Source organism: uncultured Mucilaginibacter sp. (assembly GCF_903913935.1).
Lineage (GTDB): Bacteria > Bacteroidota > Bacteroidia > Sphingobacteriales > Sphingobacteriaceae > Mucilaginibacter.
The window spans coordinates 1-14,375 of the sequence record NZ_CAIWNH010000358.1 but is presented as its reverse complement, the minus strand read 5'-3'; the positions used below and the strand labels follow the sequence as shown (position 1 = coordinate 14,375).

General features: G+C 44.0%; 10 protein-coding genes. 7 read left to right on the top strand and 3 right to left on the bottom strand.

Going from position 1 to position 14,375, the window contains the following annotated elements:
- A partial coding sequence (locus QZY09_RS14300) for a hypothetical protein (RefSeq protein WP_295673434.1) occupies nt 1-838 on the top strand: 838 nt, incomplete at its 5' end.
- 6 nt (nt 839-844) lie between these two features.
- On the opposite strand, the gene QZY09_RS14295 is transcribed toward QZY09_RS14300, so the two are convergent.
- Nucleotides 845-1,051 carry a hypothetical protein gene (locus tag QZY09_RS14295; protein ID WP_295673432.1) on the bottom strand — a complete coding sequence of 69 codons (207 nt, stop codon included), beginning with the start codon at nt 1,049-1,051 and terminating at the stop codon, nt 845-847.
- Nucleotides 1,052-1,344: 293 nt separating this feature from the next.
- Here QZY09_RS14295 and QZY09_RS14290 point away from each other — a divergent pair, with 293 nt between their 5' ends.
- The 5 genes from QZY09_RS14290 (at nt 1,345) to QZY09_RS14270 (ending at nt 7,872) form a co-directional block, all read left to right on the top strand.
- Nucleotides 1,345-1,890, top strand: a complete 546-nt coding sequence (locus tag QZY09_RS14290; protein WP_295673430.1) for a peroxiredoxin — start codon at nt 1,345-1,347, stop codon at nt 1,888-1,890.
- Between the two features lie 235 nt (nt 1,891-2,125).
- Complete coding sequence (locus QZY09_RS14285) at nt 2,126-2,710, top strand: carboxymuconolactone decarboxylase family protein (protein WP_295673428.1); 585 nt, start codon at nt 2,126-2,128, stop codon at nt 2,708-2,710.
- 99 nt (nt 2,711-2,809) lie between these two features.
- The gene (locus QZY09_RS14280; protein WP_295673426.1) at nt 2,810-4,471 is read left to right on the top strand and encodes a hypothetical protein; all 1,662 of its coding nucleotides are present in this window, start codon (nt 2,810-2,812) and stop codon (nt 4,469-4,471) included.
- A gap of 159 nt (nt 4,472-4,630) precedes the next feature.
- Nucleotides 4,631-6,034 carry a dihydrolipoyl dehydrogenase gene (gene lpdA, locus QZY09_RS14275; RefSeq protein WP_295673424.1) on the top strand — a complete coding sequence of 468 codons (1,404 nt, stop codon included), beginning with the start codon at nt 4,631-4,633 and terminating at the stop codon, nt 6,032-6,034.
- Between the two features lie 668 nt (nt 6,035-6,702).
- Nucleotides 6,703-7,872, top strand: a complete 1,170-nt coding sequence (locus QZY09_RS14270) for a T9SS type A sorting domain-containing protein (RefSeq protein WP_295673422.1) — start codon at nt 6,703-6,705, stop codon at nt 7,870-7,872.
- An 8-nt stretch (nt 7,873-7,880) separates the two neighbouring features.
- On the opposite strand, the gene QZY09_RS14265 is transcribed toward QZY09_RS14270, so the two are convergent.
- Together QZY09_RS14265 and QZY09_RS14260 are read right to left on the bottom strand one after the other, a co-directional pair.
- Nucleotides 7,881-10,628 carry a glycoside hydrolase family 78 protein gene (locus QZY09_RS14265; RefSeq protein ID WP_295673421.1) on the bottom strand — a complete coding sequence of 916 codons (2,748 nt, stop codon included), beginning with the start codon at nt 10,626-10,628 and terminating at the stop codon, nt 7,881-7,883.
- Nucleotides 10,629-10,784: 156 nt separating this feature from the next.
- A complete protein-coding gene (locus QZY09_RS14260) occupies nt 10,785-12,284 on the bottom strand; it encodes a sialate O-acetylesterase (RefSeq protein WP_295673420.1) in 1,500 nt (499 codons plus the stop codon).
- A 425-nt stretch (nt 12,285-12,709) separates the two neighbouring features.
- Between QZY09_RS14260 and QZY09_RS14255 the strand changes: the two genes are divergently transcribed.
- Nucleotides 12,710-14,245, top strand: coding sequence for an IS1182 family transposase (locus QZY09_RS14255; RefSeq protein WP_295673418.1), 1,536 nt, complete (start codon nt 12,710-12,712; stop codon nt 14,243-14,245).
- The last annotated feature ends 130 nt before the right edge of the window (nt 14,246-14,375 follow it).

Genomic DNA, 14,375 nt, shown 5'->3' with positions numbered 1-14,375 from the left:
TAAACTTCTTGCTATCTTTAATAAATTTAAAATTATCACAGTTTTTTTATCGCCGATGAACCCATTCGCCGAAAGATATAAAACCTTAAGCAACACTGATCTGCTTAAGATTATCGACAATGGTGCCGACTACCAGCCCCTTGCCGTTGAAACGGCTTATACCGAACTTGCAAACAGGAAGCTGGCGCCGGAAGTACTTGAAAACGCAAAAGCCGAAATAAACCTGGAGTTGCAGCAAAAAGTGGTACAAAAAGAAAAGCGGCAGGCCTTTGAAAACAAAGTGAAAGATATAGGGGCGTTGGTGATTGATGCGGTACACCCCATTCAGCAAAGTACGCCGTCAACAAACCGGATCATAAATTTTTTATCGGCAGCGCTGGGTATTATGTTTTTGCTGACGCTATTTAAGGAGTTTTCCTTTATCACTTTTATGCTTTTTAGCAAGGAAAGCAGGTGGGATTGGAGTACGCCCCTTGATTTTTTAGAATTAATTATCCTCCCGGTATTTGCCATCTTGTTTTGGCGGCGCAAGAAGTTGGGCTGGGTGCTTTTTTGCATCTGCTGCTGCTATTTGGAAACGACGACGGTATTCTATTTTTTTATGGAGTTGAAAGCGCATATAGCGGAGAGGTATATGGCAATAAACAATCTGTTCCCTCTACCTTCCGCCGCCGCCGCTTTATGGAACATTATTTTCTTTGGAGCATGCCTCTGGTTCATCTGCAAGCGTAGTATAAGGGAAGTTTACCAGGTTAGTGACCAGTCAGCGGTGCTGATTGCAGGTACTACAACCGCTGTTATGGTGGGCATTATCTGGGGTCTTTTAACCGGGCACTAAAAACCGTCACGCAGCGTCTTTATCCTTTTTAAAGATCCTTTTGCCCGAAATAATAGCTACAAACAAAAACCAGCTGCCGCCAAGCCCGCCTACTACAATCCGCCAGATCTCGTTCTTTTCCACTCCCTGCGCTATGGTGTTGAAAGTAACTGCTAAAAATACCAGCGAAATAATAAAGGGGATAAACAGCTTCTTTTTGTTAACCTTTTCCATAAAGCGAATGTACGCTAAAATCCATATCTACAAAACGGTTGAAACAGGACATTTTATGGCGAAAAGTTGCATTTCAGCACTACCAAGCGTGTTTTTATTTTCATAAATCTTTGGGCTTTTTTTAAGAATATTTAATTGTTGCTGCGCGATAAGCAGCGCTTTTTGTTATATTGATAAAAACAATGGAGAATTAAGCACGATATAGATATTCCCTATATCACATCAATTATTGCTATAAAACCGGGCTTCAAAAAGCCGTATATTTGCAATACATCAACACAAAAAATAAAAATATGTTAACTATAGGCCAAAAATTCCCTCAATTTTCAAAAACCGCTGTTGTAAGCATCGAAAAAGGCAAAGAGTTTGAAACCATTACTTCTGATTTCCTGGTGAATGAAGATAATGTTTGGACCGTAATGTTTTGGTGGCCAAAAGATTTTACTTTTGTTTGCCCTACCGAAATTGCTGAATTCAACAAAAACTACGGCGAATTCCGCGACCGTGATACCCGTTTGATCGGCGCTTCAACTGATACTGAATTTGTACACGCTGCCTGGAGAAGAGACCATGCAGACCTGCGCGACCTTAAATTCCCGATGCTGGCTGATACTTCAAAATCATTGGCCGAAGACCTGGGCATTTTGGAGCCTAACGAAAAGATCGCTTACCGTGCTACTTTCATCGTCGATCCAACAGGCATTATCCGTTGGGTAAGTGTAAACGATTTAAGCGTTGGCCGTAACGTAAAAGAAGTTTTGCGCGTACTGGATGGTTTGCAAACCGACGAACTTTGCCCTTGCAACTGGGTTAAAGGCGAAGACACTTTAACTGTTTAAGTAGCTAAATTGATAAGGGGTTATATCTGAGCATGGTTTAAGATAAAACAGGTAGCGTTATCCGGGGTGATAAAAACTCCGCGCCCTCTGCGAATCTCTTGGTGGCCTCTGTGTTAAATATTTACCACAGAGTACGCAGAGGAGGCGCAAAGATCGCAAAGGATAAAATGGTTAAGTTTTATTTTAGATAAGAGGGCTTCTGATATAACCTCTTTTTTATAAGAAAAATTTGATAATGACTGAATCGACAGAACTGATTAACGAAATACTTACAGGCCTGGGCGTTGCAACCACATACCGCAATGCCTCGCTCGAACTGCTTGAAAAAGGTGAGTCCCGCTATTCAAGGGACATGAAGCTGAACCTTATCAGCACCCTTACTTCAGAACACTTAAGTGCTAAAGAATGTGCGCTGCTGGCCCTTTCAACAGCTATCAACAATAACAATACATTATTAATAACCTACTTTACCCGTTACGCCGAAGAGCAGGGCGCTACCCCTGCCGAAACAGGCGAAGCCGCTGGATGCGCTTCGCTACTGGCATCAAACAACGTATTTTACCGTTTTCGCCACTTTACGCAAAAGGAAAAATACACGCAGATCCCGGCGCGGATCCGGATGCAACTAATGATGAAACCCGTAACCGGCAAAGAGTTTTTTGAGCTGATGAGCCTGGCCATATCCGCAGTAAACGGCTGCGAAATGTGTGTAAATGCACACGAGGATTCCCTGATCAAATTAGGCACCACCGAAGAACGAATTTTTGATGCTGTGCGAATTGCATCCCTGGTAACCGCCTCTGGGAAAATACTTTATTAAGCATCTTTATTTAATGCCGGTATGAAATAATTTAGTGCCGGCATTAAATAATCTGCCTAAAATGGCTAAATTGCGCCTTTATCCAGCCAATTTATAACCATGATTAAAAATTTCTCCCTGCTGTGTCTCACAGTGCTGATGTTTTGTGCGGCCTGCAAAAAAAAGGACACCAATACCACTATAACACCTCCGCCCGTTAAGGTAGTACCTAATGATCAGCACATCTCGGTACTTACCCAGCATAACAGCAATTACCGCACAGGATTAAACAGCCAGGAAACAAAACTTACAACCAGTAATGTAAATACCTCCACCTTTGGCCGGTTGTTTTCATTAAATGTTGACGACCAGGTTTATGCCCAACCCTTAATGTATGGCAACTTGACTATTGGAGGCGCCAAACACAACGTGGTGTTTATCGCCACCGTAAATAACAGTGTGTACGCCTATGACGGCGACGGCGGCACTTTGTACTGGCATAAAAACTTTAGCGCATCTGGTATGCGAGCCCCAAAAAACACCGACATGACAGGGGCCTGCGGCGGCCAGTACCAGGATTTTAGCGGCAATATGGGTATAGTAGGTACCCCCGTTATCGATTCGGCCTCACAAACCATGTATTTTGTGGCCAGGAGCACCAACAGTATTACCTTTTTGCAATACCTGCATGCCATTAGTTTGGTTGATGGCAGCGAACGTTCCGGCAGCCCGGTTAAGCTCGCAGCCTCGGTGCCTGGTACCGGCGATGGTAACGCAAGCGGTGTGGTAAGTTTTGATCCGCAGCGCAATAACCAGCGTTCCGCACTTACCCTGCTCAACGGCGTGGTGTATATCAATTTCTCATCGCATTGCGACTGGGGGCCATACCACGGCTGGATCCTTGGTTATAATGCAAGCACCCTGGCGCAGCAAATTGTTTATAACGATACGCCAAATGGCGGCGAAGGCGGCATTTGGGAAAGCGGAATGGGCCTTTCAGCCGATCCGCAGGGCAACCTGTATGCGGTCGTAGGTAATGGTACTGTAGGCGATAATGGTGACCCAACTAATTTAACCAATCGCGGCGAAAGTACATTAAAGTTAACGCCCACAGGTTCAAAACTAGTGGTAAGCTCTTTTTATACTCCATTTAATTATCAAAACCTGGAAAACAATGACCTTGATTACGGTACGATGGGCGCATTGCTGATCCCCAACTCCAATTGTTTTTTTACCGGTTGCAAAGACGGTAATATGTATGTGGTTGACAAGGATAATATGGGGGGCTACAACGCGACGACGAACCAGATCCTGCAGACCATTTCGCTTAGCCCCAATTCAAATTTTCACTGCCAGGCAGCTTATTACAAAGGTGCTTCGGCAGAGTATGTATATGTTTGGCCCGAAAATGACCAGCTGCGCGCTTTCCCTTTCAACAGGACCAGCAATACATTTACTTTAACCAACGAAAAAGTAGCCACAGTGGCGGGCCCAACCGGGCAGAGCGGTGCAGTTATTTCGGTATCCTCAAATGGCGCAACCGCCGGGACCGGTATTCTATGGGCATCCTACGCTTCAAGTGGCGATGCTGAACACACCGTTAGCCCGGGTATTTTACGGGCCTTTGATGCCAGTGATATCACCAAAGAACTTTGGGATAATGCTCAGCAACAAAGTGATTATGCAGGCTCATACGCCAAGTTCTCATCACCGCTGGTTGCCAACGGACATGTTTATCTGCCAACCTTTTCGAGCCAGGTAGTGGTGTACGGGTTAAAATAAGAATATTGTTTTGATAGATGGAGCCCGTTTGTAAAAGTTTTAATTTTACAGGCGGGCTTATAAATTCAATTCAAAGTCAACTTTAGTATGATAAATCACTTTGCTGTTTCTTCGCCATGCAATAATCCTTAACTTTGCGCTCCAATAAGATACAAGTGTATGCAGTATGATGTTATTGTTATAGGTTCAGGTCCGGGTGGCTATGTAGGTGCAATCCGTTGCGCACAGCTGGGTTTAAAAACAGCTATTATCGAAAAATACAGCACTTTAGGCGGTACCTGCCTTAATGTAGGTTGTATCCCCTCAAAGGCATTGCTCGATTCATCCGAACATTACCATAACGCTGCACATGCATTTGCAACCCATGGCATTCAGCTGGATAATCTGAAGGTTGATTTCGGGCAGATGATCAAACGCAAACAGGAAGTGGTAAACGCGAATACCAGCGGCATTGCCTACCTGATGAAAAAGAATAAAATTGATACCTATTACGGCTTAGGTTCATTTAAAGATAAAAATACCATCACCATAAAAAAGACTGATGGTACGGAGCAGGAGATAACCGGCAAAAACATCATTATTGCCACCGGTTCAAAGCCATCAGCGTTGCCTTTTATTAAGGTTGACAAAAAACGAATTATTACCTCGACAGAAGCACTAACCCTCACCGAAATACCGAAGCATCTGGTATTGATTGGCGGCGGCGTTATCGGACTGGAGCTGGGCTCAGTTTATGCGCGTTTAGGATCAAAAGTTTCTGTTATTGAGTTTATGGATTCCATTATCCCTACCATGGATAAAGCCCTGGGCCGCGAATTGCAAAAGGTTTTACAAAAACTTGGCATGGAATTCTACCTTGGCCACAAAGTTACCGGGGCAACCGTAAAAGGAAAAGAAGTTACGGTTAGCTTTGATGACCCGAAAGGCGAAAAGAGAGAACTAAAAGGCGATTACTGCCTGGTGGCTGTTGGCCGCGTTGCTTATACGGATGGCTTAGGTTTGGATAAGATAGGCATTACGGTTGAAGAACGTGGCCGCAAGATCACTGTTGACGAGCACCTGGAAACTTCGGTAAAAGGTATTTATGCCATTGGCGACGTGATCAGGGGGGCTATGCTTGCCCATAAGGCGGAAGATGAAGGTACATTGGTGGCTGAAATTATTGCCGGTCAAAAACCGCATATCAATTATAACCTTATTCCCGGCGTTGTTTATACCTGGCCCGAAGTTGCCGCAGTAGGGCAAACCGAAGAGCAGTTAAAAGAAAAAGGGGTTAAATACAAAGTGGGCTCATTCCCATTCAAGGCCAGCGGCCGCGCCCGCGCCAGCGGCGATCTGGATGGCTTTGTAAAAGTTCTGGCGGACGCAGCTACTGATGAAATTTTAGGCGTACACATGATAGGCCCGCGTGCAGCAGATATGATTGCTGAAGCGGTTGTAGCCATGGAATACCGTGCATCTGCCGAGGATGTATCACGCATGAGCCACGCACACCCTACTTATACAGAAGCTATGCGCGAGGCCTGCCTGGCAGCTACGGAAAACAGGGCTATCCATATCTAAAGGCTTTCGCTTTTTTTAAAGCCGAAAAGATATTTTAGAGAATAAGTGCGAAAGGTTTGAATGTATTGTAACAAATACATTCCCTTTTTTCATTGTTTTATTTTTTAATTTCGTCAATTTATTATTGTTCTTTCTTCAATTTTTATTGGTGGCAAAAGCCATTTCCCGCCCCAAAAAAACGCTAAAATCGAGATATCCGGAATAGCGCATGTCCCCGCCGGCATCCTGCTAGGATAATGGCAGCGCCTTACTCCCCGTACAAACACTATTAAACTGGTAAACAAACATGACAAAAGCATAGTGAGGAAAAGCACATTTGTCAAAATGTAAGCATACCAGTACTGATTCCATGCTCATGGAATTCTGCATAACCGTTTGCCGCGTGATTCATCCTAAAGCTGCAGTATTTATCGCTGGAAGCTTTTCGCCAACCAAATTCCTTAAATAGTTTTCTAAAAACCGGACGTGGAATTTTTTTTTACAAAGGGGAATAATATACTCATTTATTGATTTTCTCCGCCTTGAAAATGATTGGATTAGCAATAAAAAGACCTTTTTTTTAAAAAAATCGAAGCTTTTTGATTTTGGCGCTGTTATTGCCTGTTTACTAAAAGAACCGATAAACTATTGATTTAAAATGCAGGGCCTCAATCTTTTAAATTAAGATTATGGTACACCGTATTTTGTTAAGCTTGTTTTTCGCTTCAATTTGCCTCTCAACCAAGGCGTCTGGTTCTCCGGCTAAAAGAAATGACTATACCCCCATTCCCCTGCTCCGGCTCAAATTGGTAATGGACGCATTTAATAATGATGATATAGCCATTGGTTTTGACGCGGCAGCAACAACCGTATATAATAACCAGCTGGATTCAAAATATATGGAAGGGATCAATGCGCCCGAGGGCTTGTCGAGCCTGTCATCTGACAACATTCGATTGTCTGTCAATATTGTACCGTTGCCCAGGCAAGGCCCACTAATGATCAGGCTGGATGTGGAAGCTGCTAAAAGCGGCGCGTTTACGCTGGAAAGAACCGAACTGGATTCTATCCCGGCCATATATGATGTTTGGCTGATAGATCAATTCGCTAAAGACTCTTTAGATCTTCGGACAGGTACCAGTTATGCGTTTAATATCGACAAAAATAACAGTACATCTTTCGGCAACAACCGTTTTCTTGTGATTATCCGTCAAAACCCTGCCTTGGGGATGCATCTTTTATCTTTCGACGCGATTAAAGCAGCCAAAACGGCTCAACTTAGCTGGAAAACAGAGAACGAAGAAACAACTACGGTATTTGCCGCTGAAAGGAGCATTGATGAGGGAGCGACATTTTATATGCTGGACACCCTTAGGTCAAATGGGGCGGGCTCTTATAGTTACACCGATAAAACACCGTTAGACGGCAACGATCTGTACCGCATAAAAATAACCGATATGAACGGAACCGTTAGCTATTCAAATGCAATAAACCTTGGTTTTGGAAGTACCGCAACTGAACCCAGTGCAGCCAATAAAATAAGCATCTTTCCAAATCCGTCCAATGGCATTATCAATCTTTCTATACCGCAAAAAAGCACTACCGGTTCTACCGGAAGTTCTCAAAAGCAAACCAGCTCCACAGCCAAACAAAACCTGGCTGCAATTTTGCCTGCCAGAAACGCTTCGTATGATATTAAGATCTTTAATATCAACGGATCTGTTTTAAAGGAAAGCACTACAGCAGCAGCCAGCTGGCAAACCAATGTTAGCACCCTTTTGCCTGGAACCTATATAATACAGGTAACCAACAACAGCGATAATACACTTGTTGGAAAAAGCACTTTTATTAAGCTGTAAGCCCGTTATTAATGCTTTGCGGCAATTGCGCTGAAATGGTATAATCCGGAACCGACCTTTGTAACCAAATACCGTATGCCTGAATTTGTTGTTTCAGTAAGCGGTTCTCCAGCCAAAGGTTTGCCATTCTCAGTTACCATATCACCGCTTTGCGCAGGGATATAAACCGTTGCCGTTGTATTAGCGGGGATCGCTACATCCATTAAAAGAGTGTCTTTAGCTACTTTCCAATGCGAGCTTATTTTGCCGTAATTGGTTTCATAATCAGCAGATACATTTTGCAAATTACCGCCAATTGTCGGTTTGATCACTATTTCTTTATATCCCGGGGCTTCCGCTTTTGTGTCAATACCGGCTATTACGCGGTACATCCAATCGCCAATGGCGCCATAAGCATAGTGATTATAGGAGTTCATGCTGGCGTCTTCAAAAGAACCATCAGGTTTTATGCCATCCCATCTTTCCCAAATAGTGGTGGCGCCCATTTTTACAGGGTAAAGCCAGGATGGATAAGTATCCTGTAACAAAAGCTGGTAGGCAACATCGGCATGGCCGAAATTGCTTAGTACGCGGCAAAGGTAGGGTGTACCCAAAAAGCCAGTAGTAAGGTGGTTGCCATATCGCCTGATATTGTTCACCAACCTGTCGGCAGCCTGCTGCCTTAAATTTTCGGGCAACATATCAAATTGAAGTGCAAGCACATAGGCTGTTTGCGTATCTGACGAGATCAGGCCGTTTGGCGTTACATATTCCTTTAAATAAGCCTCCTTTATTTTGGCTAATAAACTGGTATAGGTAGCAGCATCCTCGCTTTTACCCAATACATTGGCGGTATTGATAAGAAGTTGTGTTGAATAGGCGTAAAAACATTGTGCGATTAAATATTTGTTGGTGATGGCCGAACTGCCATCGGTATCGTCATTCACACTATAAAATAGCCAGTCGCCAAAGTGGAAGCCGGTGTTCCAAAGTTCGCTTTTGCTCTGCGTTTTCATGTAATCAACCCAGGCTTTCATACTTGCGTATTGGTCTTCCAGTATGCGCTTGTCACCATAGGCGATATACATATTCCAGGGGATAATGGTTGATACATCAGCCCAGCCGGTACTAGCGCCGGGTCCATCAATGGCGTCGGTTCTGCCGATTACATTGGGAATTACAAAAGGGATACTCCCGTTTTTATATTGGTCGGCGGCCACATCTTTAAGCCATTTGGCAAAAAAGTTGTGTACATTCATATTATAGGATGCCGTACGCGAAAAAACCTGCGCGTCGCCGGTCCATCCAAGCCGTTCGTCGCGCTGAGGGCAATCTGTTGGCACATCCAGGAAATTGCCTTTCTGCCCCCATTGAATATTATGCTGCAACTGGTTGATCAATGCATTTGAACAGGAGAAACTTCCCGTAGGCGCCATATCCGAATAAAGAGCAACGGCTGTAAAGTTCTCTGGCTTCAGGTCGCCAGGATATCCTTCTACTTTAATATAACGGAAGCCCTGCCAGGTAAACTGCGGCTCAAAAGTTTCTTCGCCGCCGCCTTTCAAAATATAAACATCCTGCGACCTGGCCGTACGCAGGTTTTCTGTATAAAAATTACCGGCCTTATCAATTACTTCCGCATGTGAAAGGACGATTTTGTCACCCTTGTTCCCGGTTACTTTAAGTTGTACCCAGCCTACCAGGTTTTGCCCAAAATCGATCACTTTTTCGCCTTTCGGTGTTGTAAATATCTTAACAGGCTTATAGGTTTCGTGTTTGCGTACCGGTTCGCTATTGGTGGCTACCAAAATATCCTTCCGAAAATCCTGCACGATTACGCCGTCCCAGGTTTTATCATCAAAGTTGATAACGGACCAATCTTTCTGCTGCATATTGTCATCAATAGTGGCGCCATAGTAAATTTCCGCAAAACGCACCGGCCCGGTTGACGACTTCCAGCTACCATCTGAAGTTATAGTCGCTTTCGAGCCATCCGCATAAGTTACTTCAAGCTGAAACAACAGCGAAATATCCTTTCCATAAAGATTGGGTAAGGGGTTAAATCCCATATGCCCGCGATACCAGCCGTTGCCAAGTACTGCCCCCGCAGCGTTTTTACCTTCTTGCAGCAATGCTGTTACATCATAGGCCTGGTATTGCAGGCGCTTGTTGTAGCTAGTCCATCCGGGTGTTAAATAGGCATCGCCAACCCGGTGCCCGTTGAGCTGTGCTTCATAAAGTCCGTGTGAAGTAATAAAAAGGGTTGCTGACGCGATCTTCTTATTTAGCGAAAATTCTTTCCTGAACAAAGGACTTGGCCTCATTACCGAATCTTCCACATAACCCGGGCTGATCCATTGTGCTTTCCAGTCAGCCGGGGTAAGCATACCCATTTGCCAGGATGCAGGCTCGCTCCATTCAGAAGGCTTTCCGGTATTGTCCCAAACCCGAACCTGCCAGTAATATTTCCGGCCAGACAACAATGCTTCACCTTTGTAAGGAACGTAAACTGATTGATCTGATACTACCTTGCCAGAGCTCCAAACGTCGTGTTTGCCTTTTTTCAGGTAGGTATAAGTGGTCGCTTTTATTTCGTAAGCCGTTTGCATTACATTTTGCCTTCCCGGTGCATCAAGCTGCCAGCTAAATCGGGGTACAAGTGCGTCAATATTGATAGGATCTACCTGGTTTTCGGTCACCAGGTGCTGTACTTTTAACTGTGCCGAAGAATAGCTGTAAACAAACAGGGTAAGTAATAAAAAAAGGGTCTTTCTCATCGTTATTAAAAAGCTTTGTTTTACTTGGTAAGGCAAGATAGGGAAAATGAATTAAGTAATTTATACTTTTAATTTACGGCCATTGTAATTTTATTGGGACGAAGAAAAAAAACGGGGTCAAACGCAAATAACCCGGAACATCGGCAAAAAGGGAACCTAATTACTCCAGTTATCCGTCCTGAAGGGTTCCGCCGGCAAACCGGCGGAGTTTTGGAGGTTGGTTACCGGGGCATTAGTAAAAGCGTACCTGACTGCTTTTACTGGCAAAGGTGTACCGGCTGGTGCCGTTATTACAATGGTGTTACCTAAAATTGCGGCCTGCCCCTGCCTGAAAACATGGTCGGTACCGGCGAGAAAAAAGTATTGTTTTAAAGAAACGTTGTTGCCCGTCGTTAATCCATTAGCGGTACCCGGAGCAAAATTAATTGTAACAGTGGATTGATTTGCTGCAAACGATGCATATTGAGGCCCCACGCAAGGCACACTTTGGCCGTAAGTGTAGTTTAAAGCGAGCAATCCAAGGCGTTCGCCAACCGGCTCTTTATTTGGGGGGTGATGATTAGCCGGATCGCCTACATCCATCGTAACCACCATTCCTGTGTTGGCAAGCAACGGCCGCATATTGGCCTGTGCTTCCCTGAAATACGCGAGGTAATCTGAAAGCGGATTCCCACCCGGTGGTGTGGTGCTGTTGTAATCTGCTGCAAAAGGGGTTAGTTGCACATAATAAAATGGTAGTTCGGGCTGGCTGAACTTTGTACGCCATCCTTTTACCAGGTCGGCATTTAGCTGGGTATAAGCGGGCAGGGAAGGATCGCCCTGGTTGTTTTCGCCCTGGTACCACGCGAATCCCCTGATGCTAAGGTTAATTAAGGGGTTAATCATACCATTGTACAGTCCGGAACTCCCGGCCAGGTAATTGTTAGCAACATTGGCGTCGTTTTCAATCGCCTCAACATTTGCCCAGTCCTGGCAGTTGGAACCGTTAACCGCTGAAACAATAATACCTATGGGCACATTGAGCGTAGTATTTAATTTACGTGCAAAGTAATAAGCTACGGCGCTGGCGCGGCCAACTGTTGCCGGTGAGCACACGCTCCAGCTTACTGGCTTATTTAAACTTGCGATGGGTGATGGCTCAATGTCTTCCTGCACCGTAAGCATCCTGATCATAGGGTAATTGGCTGTTGCTATTTCGGCTGCATAATTTAATACCCCCTTAAATGGCGCCATGGTATCAACCGGCATAACCATGTTTGACTGACCTGAACATATCCATACATCGCCGATCAGCACATTTGAGATAGTTATCGTGCTATTACCCGGAGCTTTAACTGTTATGGCCTGAGGGGTGGTATTTGCAGCAGCGGCAGGAACACTTACCTTCCAGTTGCCCGAAGCGTCAGCTGACGTAACAATGGCAGCCGAACTCCAGCTTACATTTACGGTTACCTGTGTATTTGCGGGCGCCTGCCCCCAAATGTTAGCTGGCTTATCCCGTTGCACCACTATGTTATTTTGGAAAAGGGACGAAATAGACAAAGTGGTTGGCAGCGTACCTTTGTCAGTTACCGGGACAACTTTTAAATCTTTTCTACAGCCCGCAAGCAGCAACAACGCCAAAACAGGGTACAGCCAATGTTTTTTTACAGGCATGGGCGCTTCCCTTTAAATTTGGTTAAAAACGAAGTGATCTTATTACGATGCAGCATGGTTTATTTCTGCACGAAAAATAAGGTTTAGGCGGGGTTTTTAAAAGGTTTTATACGTTTTTTTATGGCATCGCGTTATCCGAAATATAAAAAGCTGCGTTGTCAGTATTGTTGGGGCTTGCATGCCAATATTGGGTGCACAAAAAAACACGGATGAAAAAGTCTAATTATACAGCGCCCTTTAAAAACCAATGCCTTATTCAGCAAAGTACACAATAATGACGAACGAAGAAGAGGCTGTATCATAAATCATGATCAGCCTCTTTTTTTATGAAGTACATGTGCAGCGCTTTTTCGGGAGATATTTTCAGCGTTTTACTTGTTTTAATCGTCTGATTTTCATATATTTATGTTATATATATATGACATATGGCAATAAAGCGACCCGTTTTCAAACCCTATAACCAGCAGCAGATCCTTGCTATTCCACCCACCTTGGAAGAACTAATCCCCCAGGGGCATCCTGTCCGGATTGTAAATGAGGTGATTAACAAGATCAATATCGAACCTTTATTAAAGGCTTACCACATTAGAGGAAGTTCCAGTTACCACCCTCAACTATTGCTGAAGGTGTTGGTTTATGGGTATGTGACCAATATTTATTCAAGCCGCAAGCTGGCAGCTTCCTGTCAGGAGAGCATCTACTTTATGTGGTTGAGTTCGATGAGCTATCCCGACCATAATACCATTAACCGGTTTAGGGGTGTTCGCCTGAAGAATGCATTGCGTAGCGTGTTTGAAGATGTAGTAAAGTTGCTGGCCGATGAAGGGTTGCTAAGTATTGATGAAATTAATACAGATGGAACAAAGATTGAAGCCAATGCGAACAAATACACCTTTGTTTGGAGAAAATCAATCCAGACAAACAAGGAAAAAATGAAAAAGCAGTTGACCGAAATCTGGCAGTATGCGCAGCAACTCGCCGCCGATGAAGACAAAATGCCGGAACCACCTGATTTTACAGAGATTGACAGCGCCAAAGTAAAGGCAACAGTAGCGCAACTCAATGAAAAACTGGCAGCTAAGGACAATATAGATAAGAAGGTTAAGGACAAGTTGAATTATGTAACCAAAAACTACCCTCTGTCCATTGCCAAATATGAACAACAGGAAGCTATACTGGGAGAAAGGAATAGTTTCAGCAAAACAGATACCGATGCCACTTTCATGCGCATGAAGGAATACCACATGAAAAACGGGCAGTTAAAGCCTGGCTATAATGTGCAGATATCAACATCTAATCAATTCATTGTAAATTATACTATTCATCCCAACCCTACAGATACCACTACCTTAACCGCACATTTAGTGCAGCACGAGGCCAGCTTCGGTAAGGCCCCCAAAGTGCTTACAGCAGATGCAGGTTATGGTTCAGAGGAAAATTACACCCTGCTTGAACAAAAGGAAGTTACTGCCTATGTAAAGTATGGCATGTTTGATAAAGAGCAAAACGAAACCCATAACAGCAAGTTTCCTTTTGCTTCGGATAAGCTTTTTTATAATCAGGAAAAAGACTGTTATATCTGCCCGATGGGCAAGCAGATGGATTTCATTGGAAATTACATCAGGAAAACCAGCACCGGATTTGAGCAAAATGTAAAAAGATACCAAGCAAAGAACTGTGGAAATTGTCCGCTGAACGGCGCTTGTCACAAATCAAAAGAGAACCGCGTTATTGAAATCAATGAAAACCTAAAACGCCAGAAGCAAAAGGCGTTTGAACTGTTAAACACTGAAGAAGGCATACAGCGGCGAAAGAAACGGTGTTTCGATGTCGAACCCGTATTCGGAAATATCAAACAGAATCACGGATTCCGGCGCTTCTTGCTCCGCGGTAAAGAAAAAGTCGCCGTTGAATGGGGTTTACTTTCTATCGCACAAAATCTAAGAAAAAAAGCGGCTTAAAAGAGACCCTTTTCGATAGTTTTCATTCAACAATGCTCGTTCTCCGAAATCAGCATTAAAATGCTACTGCAAGTTGGTTTATTTACTGTAAAATAAAAAGCCGCATCATTCGAATTTTGATACGGCCTCT